Here is a 21,956-nt window from a genome sequence, read left to right as displayed (position 1 = left end):
ACATTGTTATATGTTTCGCGGTGCGGAAGCCGGTGTGACCGCCTTCAGTTATGGCCCTCTTGAGATGGTCGCCGTCACAACGCTACGGCGCCGGTCTTCTGTCGGTGCCCGCCGGTAGGGTGGCCCCATGGGCCGGACCAACGACGAGGTGGCGGCGCTGCTGCTGGAGTACGCCGACCTGTTCGCGATGAACGGCGGGGACGGCATCCGGGTGCGCAGTTACAAGAAGGCCGCCGAATCGATCGCCTCCTACCCCGGAGACCTCACCCGGATCGATGTGCGCACCCTGCCCGACGTGGGGGAGGCCATCGCCAAGAAGGTCACCGAGGCCCTGCAGCGGGGCACCTTCCGGCAGCTGGAGGAACTGCGCCGCAAGATCCCCGCCGGCGCCCGCAACCTGCTGGCCGTCCCCGGCCTGGGACCCAAACGGGCCCTGCAGCTGCACACCGAACTGGGCGTCGACTCCCCGCAGGCCCTGGCGGAGGCCATCAGACAGGGCCGCCTCGACGGCGTCCGCGGCTTCGGCCCCAAGACCCGCCAGGCCCTGCTGGAGGCCATCGACTCCCTGTGATCGGCTGACCGGCCCGGTGAGCCCTTTCCCCACCCGGCCCACGGCGACGTGGACGAGAGCCGATCCCATCGCCCCTGGCTGCGGCGTCCTCACAGCGACCTGCGAATAAAAGGCTCAGTAGAGCCGGCGCTTGATGTACGAGGCGGCCGGCGGCGTGAAGATGCGGGCCTGCAGCGCCTGCACGAACCTCTCGAACGCGGCCGGCACCAGAGGCACCGCAAAGCCCGAGGCGACGGGATGCTGCGGCACCGTGCCCATCGGGTTCAAACACGGCAGAACAGCGGCAGCAGAAAGGGCATCCACCGGCCGGCGGCCCGGCATCGGCCAGGCGATCCGGTCGCGGACGAACGGGCAGACCACCTCGCCCACGTTCTGCGGCCCGCGCGGCACAAGCGGCGGCCGGCGGCGGGCCGCCCAGAAGAAGCCGCAGGCCACCACCGCCGACAGCGCGATGAGCAGCACCGGCTTGGCCGGGACGGGCCGTCCGGCAGCAGCGGCCCCATTGGAAGATCTCCACACCCCGCGCCGGGCTCCCTGCTTTGTCGGTGCCGGTGATTACAGTCGCCGCGAGGCAGGTGGAGGAGGACATGACGGCGACGCGGGACCGGCCGGGCGTCGAGGAGTTCGCGCGGCTGGCCGATCCGTTCCGGCGTGAGCTGATGGCGCACTGCTACCGGATGCTCGGCTCCGTCCACGACGCCGAAGACCTGGTCCAGGAGACCTACCTGCGCGCCTGGCGGGCCTACGACCGCTTCGAGGGCCGCTCCTCGCTGCGGACCTGGCTGTATCGCATCGCCACCCGGGCCTGCCTGACCGCCCTGGAGAGCCGGGCCCGCCGCCCGATGCCGGCCGGGCTGGGCGCCCCCAGCGCCGACCCCGCCGGCGACCTGGTGGAACGACCCGAGGTGCCCTGGCTGGAGCCGGTCCCGGACGAGCTGGTGGGGGCCGATGACGCCGATCCGGCCGCCGTCGTCGTCTCACGGGAGAGCATCCGGCTGGCGTTCGTGGCCGCGCTGCAGCACCTGCCGCCCCGCCAGCGGGCCGTGCTGCTCCTGCGGGAGGTGCTGGGCTGGCGGGCCGCCGAGGTCGCCGAGACGGTCGGGGTGAGTACCGCCGCCGTCAACAGCATGCTGCAGCGGGCCCGCGCCCGGCTGCGGCGGGCGGCGCCCGGCCGGGACGGGACGGCCGGGCCGCTGACCGCCGGGCAACGCGACCTGCTCGACCGCTACGTCAGGGCGTTCGAGGCCAAGGACGTGCCCGCCATCGTGGCGCTGCTCACCGACGGCGCCGTATGGGAGATGCCGCCGTTCCCCGCCTGGTACCGCGGCCCTGCCGCCATCGGCCACCATCTGGCCCGCCGCTGCCCGGCGGGCCCCGGCGGCCTGCGGATCGTCCCGGTGGCCGCCAACGGCCAGCCCGCCTTGGCCCAGTACCTGCGCGACCGGGCCGACGGCGCATACCGCCCGTTCAACCTGCAGGTCCTCACCCTTACCGGTGATCGCGTCAGCCATGTCGCCAACTTCCTCGACACCGCCCTGTTCGCGGTCTTCGGCCTGCCCCCGCAACTGCCCGCCGGGACCGTCTGACCGTGCGGTGCCGCCTTCGGCAGAACGGACCTGCCCGTCTCCGCCGGTGGCGACCGGCAGCCGTCCGCATCGGAGCCGGACGGTGCGCTTGGGGACGCGGGTGGCGTCCATACCTGCGCAGAGGACCTCGAAGCGGGTGACGGCTGAGGCCGGCCACATAGAAGAAGCAGGCCTCGGGCTCCTCCAGCGGCGGGAAGGACGCGCCGGTGTGGTCCCCGGCACGGCAGGAGCAAGGGCGTTGCCGGGGTATTGCGCCCCGCCGTGTGCCGCATTCATCCCACCGTGTAGACGAACGCGAGAGCGATCACCGCGCGGGGAGGAACGTCCCGCCTGGCTTTCGACTCGGACGGCCACCCACCGTATGAGCCGCCGCCATTCGCTCACGCATCCTCATGCGCGCCGCCCGAGTCGGCCACGGTGCGCGCCTCCTGGCCCGCCGGGACGAACACCCCCCAGGAACCAGACATCAGGGACATACATCCTCCTCTGCCGGGTAGGCGGAACGCGACGACGCCGACTCAAGGAGGGTCCGATGGCGCGGCGGGCCAGCGAGGTCATGACCCCGGCGCCGGTCACGGTGCCTCCCCACTGCTCCCTGATGGAGGCCGCGGCGCAGATGCGCCGGCACGGCATCGGTGACGTGCTGGTCACCGAGGACGACCAGTTGCGCGGGCTGCTGACCGACCGCGACATCGTGGTCCGCGCGGTGGCGGCCGGACGCGACATGGCCACCACCACCGTCGGGGAGGTCTGCAGCCGCCGGGTGTTCACCGTCTCGGCGGCCGACGACGCCGATGCGGCGGTGCGGATCATGCGCGAGCACGCCGTCCGCCGCGTCCCGGTGATCGACCACGGCAGGCCCGTCGGGGTGATCTCCCTGGGCGACATGGCCATCGAACGCGACGCCCACTCCGTGCTGTCCGACATCAGCGCCCAGCCCCCGACGGTCTGAAAAGACCGCCCCGGAGGCGAGTTTTCGCACGTGAGCGCTTGTCCTGCGGGGAGCGCCGGAGGGCTGCGGCGACCCCGCCCGCCCACGGCGCCAATGTAACGATTTGAACATGAACACCTTTCCCCGGGCCGCTCATTGAACCCGAATGCTTTTCCGCGAGTCATGAGTGGTGATGAACGAGTCGGTTGTCGTGATGGACGCGCCCGCCCCGCCCCAGGGCCGGTGCGCGGGCCGCGCCTTGCCGCCGCTCGGACGGTTTCCACGCCCCCCGCAAGGTGTTCGAAGCCGCCGGTGCGTCCGGTTCACTTTCCCGAACCGGAGGAGTGCCCCGCGGCCGCATACCCTGCTGAGCCCGTGCTTCTCAGGTGGTATTCGTTTCGGCGCCCATGCGGCAACAGGCCTTTGCCGGTAACGAGCGATTCACCCATCGCTGAAATCACTCACAGGGAACGATGATGTACAACCGGCCGCAGGGCGAGCCTTTCCCGCAGCAGCCCGGATCGCCGTCCCAGCCGTATGCCGCCCCCCAGCCGTACCCCGGCCGGCCGCAGCAGCAGGTGGCCGCGCCGCCCTCGCCGCAGCAGGCCCGGCCGCGTCGTAAGAAGCGCTCGGTCGGTCTCATCGCGCTGGCCGTGATCGTGCTGGGGCTCATCGCCGCCGGTTATTTCCTGCAGAAGGGCAGCCCCGACTACGCCGCCGTGGGCGACTGCGTCGCCGGCAACAGCAGCGAGGCGCTGCGAGTGGTGGAGTGCACCGACCCGGAGGTCACCTACAAGGTGGTCGGAAAGGTGGAGGACAAGAGCCAGTTTGAGTTCCACACCTCTTCCGCCACCATCTGCAAGCCCTTCCCCGAGGCCCGCAGCGCCTTCTGGAAGGGCGAGCGCGGCGGCTCGGGCTATGTGCTCTGCCTGGCCCCGGCCAAGTGAGCCTTTTTCGGCTCCCCTTCTTTCCGTTCACTGACACGGCGGTCTGTGACCGCGCGCTCCCGATGGTTCCGTGACCGGCATCGCGCCCGTTGTGCGGACCGGCGGGCGAGGTGCTGAAAAGGCCTGGCGGGTTTTCCCAAAGCGCTGGAAGGAACCTTTTCGGCCCGCTGTTTCCGCAGGTCACAGGCGCTACCGTCGCATCGGTGGGCGACGCGGTGCCCGCAAACACCCTGACCTGAGACGCCGGGAACGCCCGGTCCCGGTGCCACTTGTCGCTTGTGCCTCGCCGTGCCGTCTCCTTCCAGAGGGGGCGGTACGGCGAGGACGACACCGGCATCGCGCATCGCCGGTCCTCATGCCGTTCGCGGCCTCGCCGGCACTTGGGTTTTCGACGGCATAGGCCGCTGAGAGTGCCTTCTTGAGGACGTCCCAACGCGCGGAGAGCGTGCCCGGGCCGCCCTCGGGCGTGACCGCTTCTCCGGCGGGCGCCACCGGCGTTGGATTCCCTCCCGTTTGCGCTCTTGTCAGCGTTCTGTGTCAGATCCTGAACGTCCTCACCTTCCGGCGACCTCGGTCACCGAGAAGACCTCGCGAAGGGACGCTCAGTAGCACCAGCCGGTCTGCTAAGGGCCTTCAAGGGGCGCCGCGAGGACGACACGTGGAATTCTCGGCGCATCTGGCGCGTTTGTTGCGGTGTGTCCGTTTGTAATTATCGGAAGCGCTATTGGATGTTTTTGGTCTCCCGCGCTTCCGCTTCATTGGTATGTTGGTCGCCTCCCGTCATGCCTTGAGCGTGGTTTCATGCACTCCCATGGGGCATGTGTTGAAAAATACTCATTGACCTTTCAAGGCAAGATCATCCATCATGGACCAGCTCTTGATTCCTGCCGGGGGAGGGGTCAATGTTCGGCCGCCGGAACAAGGAGATGGCAGAGGCGGCAGCCGTGGCGGCGGACGCGTTCCGCAAGCTCGACACCGCCTTGCGCACCGCGGACGAGCGGCTTCGCGAACTGGCGGGATTGCCGCAACTCCACAGATTTCCCGCCGCCTACCGTGAGAAGATCGTGAACGACTTCACACGGGAGTTCGCCCCCGTGAGGGATACCTCTCAAGAACTGATGGACGTATACGCCAGATTGGCGGAAGACGTCCCCATCATCGCCGCCTCACGGGAAAAGCACCTGCGCAAGGAGTGCACGCAGACGCTTTGGGGAATGGCCGCAAGGTTCGACGAGCTGGCGGCGGCGATGAACTCTCTCGCGGCGTCGATAAGCGGTCTGACCGCGACGGTGTTCCAAAGGCTGTCGGACTGCGACTCGCTGCGGGTGCGGGCCATGCAGCACGTGGACGCGGCCAGGGGCGCCCTGGACCTCGCGCAGCAGCGCGGCCACGACGTATCAGAGGGAAGACGCCGGCTCGACCGGCTGATCAGCAGCGCCCCGGTCCTCACCGACGGCGTCATCTACGAAGGGTGGAAGCGGGCGCTCGAGAGCGTCATCGAAGGCGCGGACCAGATCCGCATGCAGGCCGACGCCCTGGTGCGCCGAGCCCGGCCCCAGGCACAGGACGCCTAGACTTCCTCTCCTCAGCGATCGTCGAGCGAGGTCATAGGGGCGTCCTGCATGCGCTGGTCCCGGTTCTATGCGCCGACACTGCGACAGGACCCGGCCGACGCCGAGACGGCCGGCCACCGGCTGCTGGTGCGCGCCGGGTTCATCCGGCGGCTCGCGGCGGGCCACTACTCGCTGCTGCCGCCCGCCGCCCGCGTCCGTTCGAAGATCATCGAGGTGATCCGGCAGGAGATGGACCGGATCGGCGCGCAGGAAGTCCTCCTGCCCGCCCTGCAACCGGCCGAGCTGTGGCGGCGCAACGGCCGGTGGGACGCCTCAGGCGAGGAGACGTTCCGCCTGACCGACCGCAAGGGCGCCGAGGCGGCGCTAGGGACGACCCACGAGGAGGTCGTCGCCTCCCTGGCCACCGAACTCGGCTCCTATCGGCGGCTGCCGCAGCTGTGGTACCAGTTCCAGACCGCCTTCCGCGACGAGGCGCGCCCCCGCTCCGGCCTGCTCGGGCTCCGCGAGTTCACCCTCAAGGACGCCTACAGCCTGGACGCCGACGAGGCCGCGCTGGAGGGCTCGTTCCAGGCGCACCGCGAGGCCTACCGGCGGATCTTCCAGCGGCTGGGCCTCCCCGTCATCGAAGCCCAGGGCCCCGGCGGCTCACTGGAGTTCCTGTGCCCTTCCGAAGCCGGCGATGACGCGGTGGTGCGCTGCCCGGCCTGCGGGTACGCCGCCGACGCCGAGACGGCCGCCTCCCGGCTCGCCCCGGTGACCGACGGCCCCGGCCCGGAGAAACCCGAACGCTTCGACACCCCGCACGCCAAGACGATCGAGGAGCTGACCGCCCGGCACGGCGTCCCCGCCGACCGGCAGATCAAGACCCTGGTCTACCGGGTGGACGGCCGCCTCACCCTGGTGCTGCTGCGCGGCGACCACGCCCTGGCGGAACGGAAACTGGCCGACGCCACCGGCGCCGCCGCCGTCCGCCCCGCCGACCCCGAGGAGATCTTCCAGACCCTGGGCGCCCACCCCGGCAGCCTCGGCGCGGTCACCGCCACCCTGCCGCCCGGCAGCGACCTGCCGATCCTGGCCGACGAGGCGCTGCGCGGCCGGCGCGACATGACCACCGGCGCCAACACCGACGGCGTCCACGTGCGCGGCGTGGACATCGCCCGCGACATCGCCGTCACCGCCTGGGCCGACCTGCGCCGGGCCCGCGCCGGCGAACCCTGCCCCTCCTGCGGGCAAGCCCTGGAGACCACCCCCGCCATCGAGGTCGCCCACCTGCGCAAGCCCGGCCGCCGCTGCACCGAGGCCCTGGGCGCCCGGGTGCTGGGCCCCGACGGCACCGAGATCACCCCGCTCATGGGCCGCTACAGCATCGGCGTCGAACGGGCCATCGCCGCGATCGCCGAGACCGGCCACGACGACTCCGGCCTCCGCTGGCCGGCCGGCATCGCCCCGTTCGACGTCGCGGTCACCCTGCTGGACCCCCGCGACGACCAGGTCACCGCGGCCGCCGAGCAGATCTACACCGCCCTTGCCGCCGCCGGCGTGGAGACGATCCTGGACGACCGGGACGAGCGTCCCGGCGCCAAGTTCGCCGACACCGAGCTGATCGGCATCCCCTACCGCGTCACCGTCGGCAAACGCGGCCTGAAGTCCGGAACCGTGGAGATCAAGACCCGCGCCACCGGCCGGACCGACACCGTCCCCATCCCCGAGGCAGCCGCCCGCGTCACCGCCCTGCTGAAGAGCTGACCTGCCGAAGAACACACGGTCCCCGCCGCTGTCTCGGCGGGGACCAGGGGGCGATGACCGGGAACCGTGAGCCGACCGGCGAGCTCCCCGGGACGGGCGTGCCGCACGAGATGACCGGCGACGCTCCGGCCCGTGGTTTCCGAAGGCTCGGGGCGGGCCTCGGCGGCTCGCCGGTCACTTCTGGGGGGAGTCCTCCGGGGGAAGGTCCTCCAGCAGGTCGTCGAACTCGCCGTCCTTCACCCCGGCCACGAACGCGTCCCATTCGGCCTCGGTGAAGTACAGCGTGGGCCCGTCGGGGTCGTTGGCGCTCCGCATGGTGACCGCCTTGGTGCCGGGAGCGAAGATCTTGTTGTCCTTGCGGTGCTCGTCCGGGACGTCGGCGGCGTCGATGAACTCGATGATGACGCCGTCGGAGGCTTCCTGCTCACTCATGCGTACCTCTTCCGTTACAAACGGTTCAACCCCGCCATGCTAGGGCCACGGACCCGCCAGTGAGGGGCGAAAGGCTTTCGACCCGGCCGATACCCGTCCACAAGGCGGGGATGGGGAGTGCTTCACCGATAGCCGTTCCCCGGTCCGCGCACACTGTCACCCGGGGGTGCGGCCGGTCTCGGCGGCGCCCAAGCACCGTCCGGCCCGTGCCGGGCGGCATGGCGCGGGAGATGACGGGCCCGGCGTGCCGGGGCGGCGGACTCGACGAGCGCCATGCGCCGCTGAAGTTCGGCGACGCTGCTCGCCGCCACCACGCCCGGCCCGTTCAGGTGCAGGGCGACCAACTGCCCGCTGTAGCGGCCGAAGAGGATGGCCCAGCCGGGAGTACGCGCATCCAGCTCGGCCGCGACCCGTTCAGGCCGCATCGCCGTCCCCGCCAAGGCGCAGGGTGGCCCACACCGTCTTGCCCGGCCCGCCGCCGGGGTCGGGCTCGAACCCCCATGCGACGGTCAGCGCCTCCACCAGGTACAGCCCTCGCCCGCTCTCGGCGGCGAAGTCCGGCTCCCGTTTGACCGGGAAACCCGGCGCGTCGTCCCACACCGCCACGTCCACCAGCCCTCGCTCCCGGTGCAGTTCCATGAGGACGAGCAGCTCGTCCGCACCGGCCTGCCAGGAGTTCGTGACCAGTTCCGTGAGGACGCTGTTGAGATCGGCGGCGAGGCCGCCGGACAGGCCCCAGCGCGCCAATGTCTTCGCGGCCCATTCCCGCACTCTTCCGGGCGCCCGTTCATCGGCATCGGGACGGACGAGAGCGAGGGTCTGCTTGCACTGAGGGGCGAATGCCATTCGGGTCATCTGGGAGTCCTCGGGACGGGAAGGATTCGATCGTTTTGTGTGTCGAAACGCCCCCACAGCGTCACTCATGCGACGTAACCTTGTGAGTGCTTTTCGTGGCTACCCCCGATGGCAAAAACAAAAGGGGTAAACGTGGGCAGACCTCCCAACCCGATTGATCCCAACAGCTCACTCGCTGCAAGGTTTGGCTGGAAGATTCGCACTCTTCGAGAACAACGGGGCTGGTCGCTGGAGGAGCTAGGTAACAAAGTCGCGTGCAGCGCCAGCTACCTGAGCAGGCTTGAACGTGGTGTGAAGTCTCCGGACGAGGCGGTTGCTCGCCAGCTAGATGCTGCACTCGGCACTACGTACTTCAGTGAGCATTGGCAGCTCGTGCTGAGAGAGCGGCTGTCGCAGCCAGGCCGCGCGCAGACTGAGCATGAGTTCGAGGCTGCTGTCATCAGGGCCTGCATGCCCAACCTGATCTTCGGGCTCCTGCAAACCGAGGAGTACGCACGGGCAATAGTTATGTCTGGTCCGTTCCGCAATAACGTGGATGTGATCGTCGCCGAGCGTATGAGAAGGCAAGAAGTTCTGACCCGGGAGCACCCGCCACGCCTCGTCGTTGTGTTGGACGAGGTTGCATTGCGCCGAGTCGTCGGTGGGGTGGATGTGCATCGAGCTCAGCTCGAACGCCTTGAGGCAGAGATGAATAAACCTCACGTTACCCTGCAAGTCGTCCCGGCAGACGCTGGTGAGTACCCTGGGCTCGTAGGTGGGTTCGAGATACTCTCGTTTACCGGGAAAGCCCCTCTTGCCTATGTGGAGGGACCGGGCGGCACGGGACACATGGTGGACTCCCCTAGTCACCTAGCCGCTCTTGATGAGACGTTCGATCTATCCCGGGCGGTAGCCCTGCCAACCAAGGCCACCGCTCAGATGATCAGACAGATCCGAGAGGAGCTATGAGCGAGCTTAGGAACGCTGAATGGCGTAAGAGCAGCTACAGCGATGTGGGCAGTGGCGACTGCGTCGAACTCGCTGCCAAGCCCGGTGTAGTCGGCATCAGGGACAGCAAGAACCCTGCCGCTGGGCACCTCCAGGTCGGTAAGCGGGTCTTTGTTTCCCTGCTTCGTGAGATCAAGGCCGGTCACTACGACCTGTGACGCAGCACGGACCGACGTGTCCCGTTCGGTGCCCTCCGGCGGGACCGGACCGTTATCGACTCTTCGGACTGGGATGAGTTTGCCGTCCGGGTGGGAGATTGCGATGAACGTCTTCAGTAGCGCCGCCTGGCGGAAGAGCAGCCACAGCTACGGCGGTAGTGGTGACTGCGTGGAGCTGACGACCTTCCAGGGCATGATCGGTGCCAGGGACAGCAAGAACCCTGCCGCTGGGTACCTCCAGATCGGAAAGCAGGATTTTGCTGCCCTGCTCCGTGAGATCAAGGCCGGGCACTACGACCTCTGATGCAGCGCCGGCCAACATGTCTTCCCTGATTCCCTCAGGGTGGGACTGACTCGCTTCATCGACCCTTCGGGTGAAGAGGGATTGCCGTTTGGGCAGGGAGTCCGTGATGAGTGCCTTCAGCAACGCCACCTGGCGTAAGAGCAGCTACAGCGGCGGCGATCACGGTAGCTGTGTCGAGCTGGCTAGCGCGCCGGGCGTCGTAGGGGTCAGGGACAGTAAGAACCCTGCCGCTGGACACCTTCAGATCGGTAAGCGGAGTTTTGCCGCGCTGCTCTGCGAGATCAAGACTGGTCGGTACGACCTGTGATGTGGTGTGGGCCGGTGCGTCCCGCCTGGTGTTCCTAGGCGGGACCGGTCCCCGTCACAGAACCTCGGATCAGGGGCTGGATTCTTCGTCCAGTGAGGAGTCTGCGGTGAGCACCTTTGACAGCACCGCCTGGCGTAAGAGTAGTCACAGCGGCGGCGAGTACGGCGACTGTGTCGAGCTGGCTAGCGCGCCGGGCGTCGTAGGGGTTAGGGACAGCAAGAACCCTGCCGCTGGGCACCTCCAGGTCGGTAAGCGGGACTTTGCTGCCCTGCTTCGTGAGATCAAGGCCGGTCACTACGACCTGTGACGCAGCACGGGCCGACGTGTCCCGTCCGGTGCCCTCCGGACGGGGCCGGCCCGTTATTGACTCTTCGGACTGGGATGAGTTTGCCGTCCGGGTGGGAGATTGCGATGAACGTCTTCAGTAGCGCTGCCTGGCGTAAGAGCAGCCACAGCGGAGGTGAACATGGTGGGTGCGTCGAGCTGGCTGCCCTACCGAACGTGATCGGCATCCGTGACAGCAAGAATCCTCACGTTGGACACCTCACGATCGGCAGACGGCATCTCACAACCCTGCTCGCTGAGATCAAAGCTGGTCGCCACGACTTGTGGTGCGGTGCGCGCTGACGTATCTCGCCTACTACCTTCCGGACGAGGGTTGGTAGACGCTGTCCGGCCCCCGGACCGGGGGCAAGGATTGCCCCTCAGAGGTACGGCAGCCGTATTGACTCCTCCGGAGAACCGCATCACCGGTTGTCGTTCTTGCCACTGGTGACGGCATGAACTTCCAGCTCTTCACCTGGTCGATGGGCCTGGCGACGGTGGGATCCCCGCGTGCCGCGGCATGCCTTTGAGTGTGGTCAAAGAACGTTGTGGGGGCTGTCGAGCCAGATCCGCTGGCCCTCCGGGGAGACCGTGACTCCGAAGCGGGTGCAGTCGGGTTTGCCGAGCTTCACCCATCGCTCTCGGGTCTGGTGGGCGACGGCTTGAGACTTCCGCTGCCCCCGCAGCGGCATGAACCAGGCGGGGCCGACGAACCGGCCTTCTGCCATGCCGTCCGCCGACACGGTCAGGACGGCCAGAGGGTCGTCGGGGTGCACGGTCGGCCCCCAGGGGACGAGGATCAATCCGCCGGGGCGGGTCTGCTCCACCCAGGCGTACGGGACCTCGCACGCGGCGGCGGTGACGATGATCCGGTCGTACGGGGCGTTCGGCGGGTATCCCTTCTCCCCGTCGTCGGCCACGACCGTGACCGGGTAGCCGGCCCGGTGCAACGCCCGCCGGGCCTGGACGGCGAGCGTCGCGTCCACTTCCACCGTGGTGACGTTCTGTGGCCCCAGCAGGTGAGCCAGCAGCGCCGCGTTCCATCCGCTGCCGGTGCCGACTTCCAGCACCCGCATCCCCGCTTCGAGCCGCAGTGCCTTGAGCATCTCCACCACGATCTCAGGGGCGCTACTGGAACTGGTCGGCCACAGAGGAAGTTCAGAGCTCTTCCCGTCATCCACCTGAATGACGACCGGCTCCCCGGACCGCACGATGGCCGCCCAGCGTTCCGGATCGTCCGCCCGGGACAGCGGAACCATTCCCTCTCCTTCGAACACCCATATGGTGTCCGGAATGAACGGCTCACGCGGCACCGCTTTGACGGCCCCTTCGATGTCCATCAGACCTTCCCGGTGCCCCCGCAGCCCACGCAGCCGCGCTCGACCTGCTTGTTGTCCAGCGAGATCTTGACCTTGCCCGTGCCGTGGCACATGGAACAGGGCGTCGGCTTCCGGTGCTTCCCCCGCTCTCCCTCGCCGTCCCTGCTTCGCTCTTTGCTCATCTGGCGCTCCCCTCCAAGACATTCACTCGGGATGAGGAGCCATGCCGTGTGAAGGTTGAAGTCCTGTGCGGAAGATCCCTCAGCCTTTTGGGCGCCCGTCCCGAGAGAAGGCTTGACGAGTGTCGGAATGAGCATGACGCGCGCGCCGTGGCTTGAGCAAGGAAAGCTCTCAAATATTTTTTTCCGGGGACGATCGGCAATGGTCACCCGGGAAAGAGCGGGAAGCGTTAATTCGCTTTCGCGTGATTTGCCTGGAAGGGGATGCGGCCTTGCACGGCACCGGTTGAGATCACTCCGGGCGCGGCATCGTGGCGACCGCTGAGACCATCGCCCCCGAACACCCCGGCGTACGGGGTCTCTGGCAATCGAGCGAGGTCTGGCTCGGCCGAGTAGATCTCCATGAGGATCGTGCCGCCGTGGAACGACCAGTCCTATGCGCCCTGCGGTCCGGAGGACATCTTCCAGGAGGCGGACGTCAAAGTCATGATCTCGGTCCTCCACCAGGTGCGCTCCACCGCCGTCCCGCCCGAATCCGCCGCTGCTCGGCCCGAGTCCGCTGCCGGATAGACGCCCGGCCCGAGGCCGAACGCCTCGGGCCGGGCGGTGGGGCTGGGTCAGCTCTTGAGGGTGTAGCGGATGGGCAGGTGCTTGAGGCCGCCGACGAAGGTGGTGGCGATCAGTTGGGGTTCGCCGGCCAGTTCGATGGACTCCAGGCGGGGGACCAGTTCTTCGAAGAAGATGCGGGCCTCCAGTTTGGCCAGGCGGGCGCCCAGGCAGTAGTGAACGCCGAAGCCGAAGGCCAGGTGCTTGTTGGGGTCGCGGCCCACGTCGAAGCGGAAGGGGTCTTCGAAGACCTCCTCGTCCCGGTTGGCCGACGGGTAGGACAGCAGCACCGACTCGCCCTTGGCGATGCGCACCCCGCGGATCTCGGTGTCCTCGGCGGCGGTGCGGGTGAACTGCTTGACCGGGGTGACCCAGCGGATCATCTCGTCCACCGCCAGCGGCATCAGCGACAGGTCGGCCTGGAGGCGGGCGAGCTGGTCGGGGTGTTCGATCAGGGCGTGCAGGCCGCCGGCGATGGCCGAGCTGGTGGTGTCGTGGCCGGCGGAGGCGACGATCGTGTAGTAGGAGAAGGTGTGGACGTCTGACAGCGGCTCGCCGTCCACCTCGGCGTTGGCGATCAGCGAGGCCAGGTCGTCGGTCGGGTTGGCGCGGCGGGAGGCGGTCAGCTCCTTGAAGTACTCGAAGAAGTCCATCAACGCCGCCATGGTGTCCTCGGCGTTGGCGCCTCGCTGCAGCTCGGGGTCGTCGCCGCCGAACAGCTCCTGGGTGAGCTTGAGCATCCGCCCGTAGTCGGATTCGGGCAGCCCGAGCACCGACAGGATCACATACAGCGGGAACTGGGAGGCGACGTCGGTGACGAAGTCGCACTCGCCGCCGAGCTCGGCCATGCGGTCCACATAGCGCTTGGCCAGCTCCCGGATGCGCCCTTCCAGGCGGCGCAGCGAGCGGGGCTTGAACCAGTCGGCGGTGATCGCCCGCATCTTCTTGTGCTCGGGGTCGTCCATGTGGACGAGGGTCCGCAGCTCCATGCCCTGCTCGCGCTGCTGCCGCTGCATCTCGTCCAGCTCGGCCGTCAGCAGCATCGGGCGGGGGTAGCTGAGGAACAGGTTGTTGTTGCGCTCGATCTCCAGCACGTCCTCGTGCTTGGTGATCGCCCAGAACGGGTTGTAGCCCGGCGCCTCGACCCAGTGCACCGGCTCTTCGCGGCGCAGCAGGGCCAGCGCCTCGTGCAGCCTCGCCTCGTCGGCGTAGGCGGTCGGGTCCGCCAGTGCCCGTCCCGCCTCCTGAACCGTCATGGTCGTGCTCATCGGCTGCCTTTCCACAAGGGGCCGCGTGCCGTGGGCCGGGGACGCGGCCGGGGGTGATGGGCGGGGCGGCACCGGGGACGGCCGCTTCGGGCCGGAGATGGCCGTCCCGGCGCCTTTAACGACGAAGTTCGTCGTTAAAGGGACGGTAGAATCCGGTTCTGGCCACGTCAAGGGACCTTCGCCCCTATGCCCGATCCGCCCACCCCGAACCCCCTGTGCCACACTGGGCGGGTGTCGAGCAAGGCCACGACCCGCGGCAGACCCGCCGACCCCACCATCGACGAGCGGATCCTCAAAGCCGCGCTCAGCCTTTACGGGCAGGTCGGCTGGGCCGGGTTCAACCTCGACGCCACCGCCCGCCGCGCCGGGGTCAGCAAGACCGCCCTGTACCGCCGCTGGCCCACCAAGGAAGAGCTGCTGCTGGCCGCCCTGGAACGCGTCGCCGAGATGCCGCCCCCCTGGCTCGACCTGGACGACCTGCCCTCCTGCCTGACCTACGCCGCCGAGCAGGTCGTCGACATGTTCATCGGCCCCAAGGCCCTGGTGCTGCCGCGCGTCCTGGTCGAATCCGTGCACTACCCCCGCTGGCTGGACGAGAAGGTCCAGCAGCTCGTCCGCGCCCGCTTCGCCGTCGTCCACCAGGTCCTGGACGCCGCCATCGAACGCGGCGAACTGCCCCCCGACGTCACCCCCGAACTGGTCTCCGACCTGATGATCGGCAGCGTCGTCGGCCGGATGATCCGCACCCCCGGCCGCGACCGCCCCCTCACCAAGGCCGAACGCGACCGCCAGGCCCAGGACATCGCCGACCACATCCTGACCGTCCTGCGCCGGGACTCCAGCCACCCCGTGGCCTGAGGCCGCCTCCTGCGCCCCGGCTGCGGAAAGAGGCGCGCTGATCGGGGCAATGCGCCGGGACGGATGAGCGGCCTATGAGACGGCCGGGTCCCGGTGTGAGCGCCGCGGCTCTCTTGCAGCCGTGTTGTTGGCCGGACGCCTTACGAGGACGGCGCCATGGGTCAGCGGGCGATGCGCTGGGCGACCAGGCGGGCCATCCACAGGGGGGAGAAGGCCGACGCGGCGGCCAGGAGCTTGGTCTGAGCACCGACGACGCGGTGCGGGGCGCGCAGCGGGAAGTCGCGTTCGTGCACCACGCGCCAGGCCGTGGCGGCGACCTGCTCGGGGGTGAGGCGCACTCCCAGGCGCTTGACGCTCGCGGCGCCCTGGACGTCCCGCAGGCCCATGTCGGTGGCCACGAACAGCGGGACCAGGCTCCGCACCCGGATGCCCTGGCCGCGCCACTCCAGCTCCAGGGCCTCGGTGAGCGACTTGACCGCCGACTTGGTGGCGCCGTAGGTGGCGAGGGCGGGCTGGCCGTACAGGGCCGAGGCCGAGCACAGGTTGAGCAGCGTGCCGCGGGAGCGCTTGAGGTAGGGGTGACCGGCCAGGGCGCCGTACACCACGCCCAGCACGTTCACCTCCACCATGCGGCGGTGGGCGGCGGCGTCGATGCTTGCGAACGGCCCGGAGGACAGCACTCCCGCGTTGTTGACCAGGACGTCCAGCCCGCCGTCGCCGCAGAAGTCGGCGAGCACCGCGCGCCAGTTCGCTTCGTCCCGCACGTCCAGCCGCCCGGAGACCGCGTGAGGCCGTCCGCCCGCGGCCTCCGCCACGGCTTCGGCGTCCACGTCGTACATGCCGACCCGCCAGCCGCGGGACAGGAACAGTTCGGCGATCGCCCGGCCGATGCCGCGGGCGGCACCGGTGACGAGGATGCTGCGCATGAATCTCCTGGTGAGAAGTCGAATGACCTGGTGGTCATAGTGGCAGAGCAGCAGGCGCGGTGTCGATGGTCCCGGTCGAGGAGCCCTGCCGGGCGGCGCGGAGCCGTGCACTGGGGTTTCTCGACGATTCGGCGTTGCCGGGAGGCGGCATCGGTCCGCAGGTCGTACGCGGGGACGGTGCCGTGACCTGGAACGTCGCCGCACCGGACACCGGCGAGGCTCCCGTTCCCGCTGTCTTGGGCCACGTGTTGAAAAGGGGGTTCACCGGTGAAGGCGGGGGAGGGGCGGTCCAGAGGAGATCCGCGAAGGCTCACACCCCCGCCGGGGGAAGGTCGCTCCCTGGGAGCGGCCGGCGCGCCTTCGCCCTGGCGGAAAGACGGTGCGGTTCGGCTCCGTTTTGTTGAGAAAACTTCAAAAATCTTGACCGATCAGAGCGCGTCCGTCCGGTCGTTCAAGGTGATTCCCGCTGCCGATGGACGAAGCGGTCAAATTTGGCAAACACCTAGAAATTGGTCCTGCATGATCCCATGAATAACAGGTTTTCTGATATTGACCTGATTTCTAAGGACTGATCCGGCTATTGTTCTCCGCATGCCTTCTCTGGAACACGAGATGCCGCTGGAGCTGTTCCGGAACCGGCCGACACTCGCCCCCGAACTGCTCCGGATGGTCTACGGGGTGAAGGTCCCCGAGCGCGCGAAGGTCACGTTGGGCTCGGAGACCTTCAACGACGTCAAGCCCAAGGAGCTGCGCTGCGACGCCACCGTCCTCGTCGGCGACGGCTCCCCGCCCGACCTGGGAATCATCGTGGAGGTGCAGCTCCAGTACAAAGAGGACAAGAGGTACACCTGGCCGGCCTATCTGGCCGCATTGCGCGCCCGCTGCCGATGCCCGGTGACGCTGCTGGTGCTGTGCCCGACGGACGCGGTGGCCGAGACCTGCGCCGAACCGATCGACCTGGGCCCGGAAGGCGGACCGGAATGGGTGCTCAAACCCCTGGTCCTGGGACCTGCACAACTGCCGGTGGTGACCGACATCGAACAGGCCTGCCGAATGCCTGAATTGTCGGTTCTAAGCGCCCTGGCGCACAGTGACCGCCCCGAACGCACTCAGGTCCTGAACGCCTACTGCGCCGCCCTGAGCGTCCCCGACCCCGACACCGCCTTCCAATACCATCAATATGTCCTGTCGCAACTGTCCGGGCCTGCCCTGGCAGCCCTGGAGGAGATCATGAACACCGTGACCTACGAATACAAGGGAACCTTTCTCGGCAAGGCCTTCAACGAAGGTGAGGCCAAGGCTCTGGTGAAGTTCTTGGAGGCTCGGGGTTTGGAGGTCTCGGAGCGGGTTCGGGAGCGGATCATGGGGTGCACCGATCGCGATCTGCTGGAGCGGTGGATCGAGCGGGCGGCGGTGGTGGAGTCGGCCGAGCAGTTGTTCGACTGATTCGAACAGGCTGTGCGCCTTGGTCGCTGCAGTGAGCCGGGAAGCGGAGGTCCCGGAGGGACGAGCCGCTTTGAGCTCGCCTCGGTGGTCCTGGAGAGGGCCATGAGCACTGTGCCTCCCAAGTACACGGGGCCTTTCCTCGGCAAGGCCTTCAGGGAGGGGTTCAAGGAGGGCTTCAAGGAGGGCTTCAAGAAGGGGCAGGCCAGGGCTCTTGTGGCGTTCCTGGAGGCTCGGGGGCTGGAGGTCTCGGAGCGGGTTCGGGAACGGATCACCGGGTGTGATGATCTCGATCTACTGGCGCGGTGGATCAGGCGAGCGGTGACGGTGGAGTCGAGCGAGCAGTTGTTCGGCTGATCCGGCCGGGGTCTGCGGTTTCGCTGTCCAGAGAGACGGGACGTGGGAGGTCCCGGAGCGATTCGGCTCCGGGACCTCTGGCTGTGATGGGGCCGGCCTCAGGCGGGGATGAGGTCGCGTTCCTGCTTGGGGTTCTCCTCCTCGCGGATGCCGTAGCGGCGGTAGAGGCGGGCCAGGGGGCCGGGGGCCCACCAGTTGGCGCGGCCCAGCAGGCGCATGGCGGCGGGGACCAGGATCAGGCGGACCACGGTGGCGTCCAGGGCGATGGCGATCGCCATGCCCACGCCGATCAGCTTGATGAAGGACACCCCCGAGGTGGCCATCGCGCCGATCGCCACCATCAGCAGCAGCGCGGCACCGGTGATGATGGCGCCGGTGCGCTGCACCCCGGCGGCGACGGCGGCGGTGTTGTCGCCGGTCAGGTCGTACTGCTCGCGGACCCGCGACAGCAGGAACACCTCGTAGTCCATGGACACCCCGAACAGCAGCAACAGCATCAGGATCGGCATGGCGGGGGCGATGCTGCCGGTGGCGGTGAAGTCCAGCAGGCCCGACAGGTTCCCGTCCTGGAAGATCCACACCACGGCGCCGAACGCGGCGGCCAGCGACAGCAAATTGACCGCGATCGCCTTGACCGGCAGCACCACCGAGCCGAACGCCAGGAACAGCAGCACGAAGATGGCCGTCCCGACCACCAGCGCCACCTGCGGCAGCGTGTCGGCGAGGCTGTCGAGCTGGTCGATCACCGTGGCGGTGACGCCGCCGACGTAGATCGTGGTACCGGGCGGCGCGGGCATCTGCCGGATGCGTTCGACCAGGTCGCGGGCGGCGTCGGACTGCGCGTCCCCGTCGAAGGTCACCGCGATGCGGGAGACCTCGGCGCTTTGCCCGGTGACGGCCGCGCCGGTCACCCCGGGCATCTGGCGCAGCCGCTCGGCGAGCGCGGCCGGGTCGGTGCGGCCCTGGACCACCACGTCGATGGGGCTGGTGGCGTTGCCGGGGAAGTCGCGTTCCAGGGTGTGGCTGACGACCCTGACCTCGGTGCCCTCCGGCAGCACCCGGGGATCGACCCCGCCCCAGTTGATGCGCAGGAAAGGCGCCCCGATGGCCAGCAGCAGCGCGGTGGCGGCCACCGCGTACAGCACCGGGCGCCGCATCACCGTGCTCGCCGTCCGGTGCCAGCCGCCTCCGCGGGCCGGCTCCGCGGCGGACGCGGCGGAGCGGCGGCGCAGCGACAGGGCGTTGACGCGGGGGCCGAGCACCGCCAGCGCCGCGGGCAGCAGGGTGAGCGCGGCGATCATGTCGACCACCACGGTGGCCACCCCGCCGTACCCCATCGACTTCAGGAAGATCTGCGGGAACAGGACCAGGCCGCCCATGGAGATGGCCACCGTGACCCCGGAGATCAGCACGGTGCGCCCGGCGGTGGCCATGGTCGCGCCCAGCGCGTCCTCGACCGTCTGGGTGCGCCGCAGCTCCTCGCGGAACCTGGCGACCATGAACAGCCCGTAGTCGATGGCCAGTCCCAGTCCCAGGAACGTGGCGACGTTGACCGCGAAGATCGACAGGTCGGTGGCCAGTGCGATGGCGTGCAGCACGGTGAACGCGCCGAGGATGGCGACCATCCCGGTCAGCAGCGGCAGCGCGGCGGCGGCCAGCCCGCCGAAGACCACCACCAGCAGCACCATGAGCACCGGCAGGGACAGCATCTCGGCGCGGGCGATGTCTTCGGAGACCTGCTCGTTGATGGTGACGGTGGTGGGCACCGTGCCGCCGACCTTGACCTCCAGCCCTTCGGCGCGGGTCAGGTCGTCCCGGATCGCCCGGTAGTTCTCCTCCCGCTGCGCGGTGTCCTGCCCGGCCAGCCGCAGCACGGCGTAGGTGGTGGTGCGGTCGGCGCTGACGAACTGCGGGGAGCCGGTGGAGTAGTAGGTCAGGGCCGAGGCGACCCGGTCGGCCGGCAGGGCGGCCACGGCGTCGGTGACGGCCTTGCGCACCGCCGGGTCGTCGACCGTGCGTCCGGCCCGGTCGGTGTAGAGCACCACCACGTCGGCCTCGCCGCGGGGCAGCGCCCGTTCGGCCACCTCGATCGCCCGGGCGCTCTCGCTGTCGGGGGTGGCGAAGCCGTCGGCGGAGGTCGTGGCCCCGAACACGCCGGTGCCCCAGACCACCGAGAAGATCACCGCGGCCAGTGCCGCAACCAGCACGGGCCATCGCCGCCGGTAGATCAGGCGGCCCCAGCTTTCCAGCATCGCGTCCTCCATCGCCCGGCCCGGCCGGGCGGTTAACGATGATCGCGGGAATGAAACACGTTAACTGCTACGCCCGTAAACTCTCGCATACGGCGTTAACTTTCGTCAACGATGTTTGTGCGGAATCATGCAAAGACCGAGGTCAGGAAGGGAGGGGCGGAGATCATGGCCGAGACCAGGCGCGACCGGCTGCGCGCGGCGACCGTCGAGGAGATCATCCGGACCGCCCGCAAGCTGCTGGTCGAACAAGGCCAGGAGGCGGTGACCCTGCGGGCGATCGCCCGCGAGATGGGCATGACCGCCCCCGCCCTCTACCGCTACTTCGACAGCCACCAGGAGCTGCTCAGCCACCTGGTCGGAGACCTGTTCAACGACCTGACCGACGCCCTGTACGACGCCCTGTGCACGGTCCCGCCCGGCGACCTGGCCGGCAAGTTCCTGGTCGTCTCCCGCGCGTTCCGCCGCTGGGCGCTGGCGCACGAACGCGAGTACGCCCTGCTGTTCGGCACCCCCCTGCCCGGCCTGGACATCGACCGGGACGACTTCGCCACCGAGTGCGGGCGCCGGTTCGGCTGGGTGTTCATGACGCTGTTCCTGGAGCTGTGGAACAAGAGCCCCTTCCCCGTCCGCCCCGACGAGGAGCTCGACCCGGAGCTGCGACGCCAGCTGGAGCGCTACCGCGACTGGATGAGCGTCTCGCTGCCGCTGGGGGCGATGCTCACCTTCATCCAGTGCTGGGTGCGCCTGCAGGGCAGCGTCAGCCTGGAGGTGCTGGGCCACCTGCGCTTCGCCCTGGACAACCCCGCCCCGCTGTTCGAGCTGATGCTCGCCGAGTTGGCCCCCCAGCTGGGCCTGCGCTACAGCCCGCCCGAGGAGTAGCCCCATCGCCCCGGCTCGGCCTTTGAAAAAGGCGTGCCGAAAAAAGGTTTTCTCGAACTCCCTTTCGGGTGCCCGTCAATGCGGCGGTCTGCCGGCTCGGCGACCGGACGCCGTACGGCCTGCGCCGAACACGGCCTCACGCCCTGGATGCGCGCTCTGAAAAGCCTCTTCAAGCAGACCGCTCAGTGCGCTGTGAATCCGGCTCTGTCCAATTGTCCAAAAGATCAAAAACGGCTGCCGGATGTGGTTTCTTAAGGGGCGGGACCCGACTGGGAAGGGCTTGAGCATGAGCGGGTACGGCAAGGTGCCGCCCGGGGTCGATCCGACCGTTCCGAGCGTCGCCCGGATGTACGACTACTACCTGGGCGGCAAGGACAACTACGAGTCCGACCGGATCGCCGCCGAGAAGGTCATCGAGCTCGGCCGGCAGGCGGGCGCGGACGTCAAGGGGACCGCGCTCAGCAACCGGGCCTTCCTGGTCAGGGCCGTGCGCACCCTGGCCGAGGCCGGGATCCGGCAGTTCCTCGACATCGGCACCGGGCTGCCGACCCAGGAGAACGTGCACGAGGTGGCACTGCGGCACGCCCCCGACTCCCGGATCGTCTACGTCGATAACGACCCGACGGTCCTGGCGCACGCCCGTGCCCTGCTGGCCGACGACCGCCAGACCACGGTCATCCAGGGAGACCTCACCGACCCGGAGAGCATTCTCGGCGACGCCGTCCTGCAAGAACGAATCGATTTCGGCGAACCGGTGGCGGTGATCTTCTGCGCCATCTTGCACTTCATCCCCGACGACGAAGCGGCCGCGAACGCCGTCGCCCGCTTCCGCCAGGAAATGTGCTCCGGCAGCCACCTGGTGCTGTCCCACCTGTTCCCCGGCCAGGTCGCCGAGGAGATGGTCACCGAATTCGGCCGGATCTACCACCGGACGGCCACCGGCTCGATCACCGTGCGCACCCTGAAACAGATCCGCGAATTCTTCACGGGCACCGAACTGCTGCCCCCGGGCCTCGTCCCGGTGGAGGCCTGGCGCCACGGCGACGGCCTGCGCGAGGACTACGTCCCCGACTATGGCACCCCCTCCTGCCTGGGCGGGATCGGCCGCGTCCCCTGACCGCCCGGACGGTGGACGGGCCGGCGCGTG

27 protein-coding genes are annotated in these 21,956 nt (G+C 68.8%); 18 read left to right on the top strand and 9 right to left on the bottom strand.

Annotation, left to right across the window (positions count from 1 at the left end):
* Positions 1-127 precede the first annotated feature (127 nt).
* Positions 128-571, top strand: coding sequence for a helix-hairpin-helix domain-containing protein (locus tag BUE48_RS18850; protein WP_286990661.1), 444 nt, complete (start codon positions 128-130; stop codon positions 569-571).
* A gap of 114 nt (positions 572-685) precedes the next feature.
* On the opposite strand, the gene BUE48_RS18845 is transcribed toward BUE48_RS18850, so the two are convergent.
* Positions 686-1,033 (bottom strand): hypothetical protein, encoded by a 348-nt coding sequence (locus BUE48_RS18845; protein ID WP_052305552.1) that lies wholly within the window; start codon positions 1,031-1,033, stop codon positions 686-688.
* Between the two features lie 113 nt (positions 1,034-1,146).
* Here BUE48_RS18845 and BUE48_RS18840 point away from each other — a divergent pair, with 113 nt between their 5' ends.
* From BUE48_RS18840 to BUE48_RS18820, 5 genes are all read left to right on the top strand, one after another.
* Entirely contained in the window at positions 1,147-2,157 is a 1,011-nt protein-coding gene (locus BUE48_RS18840; protein WP_286990660.1) for a sigma-70 family RNA polymerase sigma factor, read from the top strand.
* Positions 2,158-2,689: 532 nt separating this feature from the next.
* Positions 2,690-3,109, top strand: coding sequence for a CBS domain-containing protein (locus BUE48_RS18835; RefSeq protein WP_012854104.1), 420 nt, complete (start codon positions 2,690-2,692; stop codon positions 3,107-3,109).
* Positions 3,110-3,561: 452 nt separating this feature from the next.
* Complete coding sequence (locus BUE48_RS18830) at positions 3,562-4,035, top strand: LppU/SCO3897 family protein (RefSeq protein WP_286990659.1); 474 nt, start codon at positions 3,562-3,564, stop codon at positions 4,033-4,035.
* A gap of 902 nt (positions 4,036-4,937) precedes the next feature.
* Entirely contained in the window at positions 4,938-5,609 is a 672-nt protein-coding gene (locus BUE48_RS18825; protein WP_286990658.1) for a hypothetical protein, read from the top strand.
* A gap of 48 nt (positions 5,610-5,657) precedes the next feature.
* Positions 5,658-7,355, top strand: coding sequence for a proline--tRNA ligase (locus tag BUE48_RS18820; protein WP_012854101.1), 1,698 nt, complete (start codon positions 5,658-5,660; stop codon positions 7,353-7,355).
* Positions 7,356-7,529: 174 nt separating this feature from the next.
* On the opposite strand, the gene BUE48_RS18815 is transcribed toward BUE48_RS18820, so the two are convergent.
* The 3 genes from BUE48_RS18815 to BUE48_RS18805 form a co-directional block, all read right to left on the bottom strand.
* Positions 7,530-7,787, bottom strand: coding sequence for a DUF397 domain-containing protein (locus BUE48_RS18815; protein ID WP_012854100.1), 258 nt, complete (start codon positions 7,785-7,787; stop codon positions 7,530-7,532).
* A 122-nt stretch (positions 7,788-7,909) separates the two neighbouring features.
* Positions 7,910-8,212: a hypothetical protein gene (locus BUE48_RS18810; protein WP_286990657.1), complete on the bottom strand. Its 303-nt coding sequence runs from the start codon at positions 8,210-8,212 to the stop codon at positions 7,910-7,912.
* The gene (locus tag BUE48_RS18805; protein WP_286990656.1) at positions 8,202-8,633 is read right to left on the bottom strand and encodes an ATP-binding protein; all 432 of its coding nucleotides are present in this window, start codon (positions 8,631-8,633) and stop codon (positions 8,202-8,204) included. The genes BUE48_RS18810 and BUE48_RS18805 overlap by 11 nt, the downstream gene beginning before the upstream one ends.
* Before the next feature lie 141 nt (positions 8,634-8,774).
* Here BUE48_RS18805 and BUE48_RS18800 point away from each other — a divergent pair, with 141 nt between their 5' ends.
* From BUE48_RS18800 to BUE48_RS18775, 6 genes are all read left to right on the top strand, one after another.
* Complete coding sequence (locus tag BUE48_RS18800) at positions 8,775-9,590, top strand: helix-turn-helix domain-containing protein (RefSeq protein ID WP_286990655.1); 816 nt, start codon at positions 8,775-8,777, stop codon at positions 9,588-9,590.
* Positions 9,587-9,787 carry a DUF397 domain-containing protein gene (locus BUE48_RS18795; RefSeq protein WP_012854096.1) on the top strand — a complete coding sequence of 67 codons (201 nt, stop codon included), beginning with the start codon at positions 9,587-9,589 and terminating at the stop codon, positions 9,785-9,787. The genes BUE48_RS18800 and BUE48_RS18795 overlap by 4 nt, the downstream gene beginning before the upstream one ends.
* Positions 9,788-9,890: 103 nt before the next feature.
* On the top strand, positions 9,891-10,091 hold the full coding sequence (locus BUE48_RS18790) for a DUF397 domain-containing protein (RefSeq protein ID WP_286990654.1): 201 nt from the start codon (positions 9,891-9,893) through the stop codon (positions 10,089-10,091).
* 106 nt (positions 10,092-10,197) lie between these two features.
* Complete coding sequence (locus BUE48_RS18785; protein ID WP_286990653.1) at positions 10,198-10,398, top strand: DUF397 domain-containing protein; 201 nt, start codon at positions 10,198-10,200, stop codon at positions 10,396-10,398.
* Positions 10,399-10,504: 106 nt separating this feature from the next.
* Positions 10,505-10,705 (top strand): DUF397 domain-containing protein, encoded by a 201-nt coding sequence (locus BUE48_RS18780; protein ID WP_286990652.1) that lies wholly within the window; start codon positions 10,505-10,507, stop codon positions 10,703-10,705.
* 74 nt (positions 10,706-10,779) lie between these two features.
* Positions 10,780-11,025 carry a DUF397 domain-containing protein gene (locus BUE48_RS18775; RefSeq protein ID WP_353745304.1) on the top strand — a complete coding sequence of 82 codons (246 nt, stop codon included), beginning with the start codon at positions 10,780-10,782 and terminating at the stop codon, positions 11,023-11,025.
* Positions 11,026-11,258: 233 nt separating this feature from the next.
* Here the strand turns inward: BUE48_RS18775 and BUE48_RS18770 are convergent, their stop codons facing one another.
* The gene (locus BUE48_RS18770) at positions 11,259-12,062 is read right to left on the bottom strand and encodes a methyltransferase domain-containing protein (RefSeq protein ID WP_012854091.1); all 804 of its coding nucleotides are present in this window, start codon (positions 12,060-12,062) and stop codon (positions 11,259-11,261) included.
* Positions 12,062-12,223: a hypothetical protein gene (locus BUE48_RS18765; protein ID WP_169313040.1), complete on the bottom strand. Its 162-nt coding sequence runs from the start codon at positions 12,221-12,223 to the stop codon at positions 12,062-12,064. The genes BUE48_RS18770 and BUE48_RS18765 overlap by 1 nt, the downstream gene beginning before the upstream one ends.
* Before the next feature lie 399 nt (positions 12,224-12,622).
* On the opposite strand from BUE48_RS18765, the gene BUE48_RS18760 reads away from it, so the two are divergent.
* Complete coding sequence (locus BUE48_RS18760) at positions 12,623-12,790, top strand: hypothetical protein (protein ID WP_012854090.1); 168 nt, start codon at positions 12,623-12,625, stop codon at positions 12,788-12,790.
* A gap of 47 nt (positions 12,791-12,837) precedes the next feature.
* Here BUE48_RS18760 and BUE48_RS18755 read toward each other — a convergent pair whose 3' ends face one another.
* A complete protein-coding gene (locus BUE48_RS18755; RefSeq protein ID WP_245536897.1) occupies positions 12,838-14,082 on the bottom strand; it encodes a cytochrome P450 in 1,245 nt (414 codons plus the stop codon).
* A 243-nt stretch (positions 14,083-14,325) separates the two neighbouring features.
* Between BUE48_RS18755 and BUE48_RS18750 the strand changes: the two genes are divergently transcribed.
* On the top strand, positions 14,326-14,952 hold the full coding sequence (locus BUE48_RS18750; RefSeq protein WP_286990650.1) for a TetR/AcrR family transcriptional regulator: 627 nt from the start codon (positions 14,326-14,328) through the stop codon (positions 14,950-14,952).
* A gap of 161 nt (positions 14,953-15,113) precedes the next feature.
* Here BUE48_RS18750 and BUE48_RS18745 read toward each other — a convergent pair whose 3' ends face one another.
* Complete coding sequence (locus tag BUE48_RS18745) at positions 15,114-15,878, bottom strand: SDR family oxidoreductase (protein WP_286990649.1); 765 nt, start codon at positions 15,876-15,878, stop codon at positions 15,114-15,116.
* Positions 15,879-16,469: 591 nt separating this feature from the next.
* Between BUE48_RS18745 and BUE48_RS18740 the strand changes: the two genes are divergently transcribed.
* Positions 16,470-17,324 (top strand): hypothetical protein, encoded by an 855-nt coding sequence (locus tag BUE48_RS18740; protein ID WP_041440059.1) that lies wholly within the window; start codon positions 16,470-16,472, stop codon positions 17,322-17,324.
* Positions 17,325-17,426: 102 nt separating this feature from the next.
* On the top strand, positions 17,427-17,678 hold the full coding sequence (locus BUE48_RS18735; protein WP_012854085.1) for a hypothetical protein: 252 nt from the start codon (positions 17,427-17,429) through the stop codon (positions 17,676-17,678).
* 98 nt (positions 17,679-17,776) lie between these two features.
* Here BUE48_RS18735 and BUE48_RS18730 read toward each other — a convergent pair whose 3' ends face one another.
* Entirely contained in the window at positions 17,777-19,930 is a 2,154-nt protein-coding gene (locus tag BUE48_RS18730; RefSeq protein WP_286990648.1) for an MMPL family transporter, read from the bottom strand.
* Positions 19,931-20,095: 165 nt separating this feature from the next.
* Between BUE48_RS18730 and BUE48_RS18725 the strand changes: the two genes are divergently transcribed.
* Both BUE48_RS18725 and BUE48_RS18720 read left to right on the top strand, forming a co-directional pair.
* A complete protein-coding gene (locus BUE48_RS18725; protein ID WP_012854083.1) occupies positions 20,096-20,809 on the top strand; it encodes a TetR/AcrR family transcriptional regulator in 714 nt (237 codons plus the stop codon).
* Between the two features lie 286 nt (positions 20,810-21,095).
* Positions 21,096-21,926, top strand: coding sequence for an SAM-dependent methyltransferase (locus BUE48_RS18720; protein ID WP_286990647.1), 831 nt, complete (start codon positions 21,096-21,098; stop codon positions 21,924-21,926).
* The last annotated feature ends 30 nt before the right edge of the window (positions 21,927-21,956 follow it).

Origin of the sequence: Thermomonospora sp. CIF 1, assembly GCF_001896795.1 — a bacterium.
Classification (GTDB): Bacteria; Actinomycetota; Actinomycetes; order Streptosporangiales; family Streptosporangiaceae; genus Thermomonospora; species Thermomonospora curvata.
This window is presented reverse-complemented; position numbering and strand designations above follow the sequence as displayed.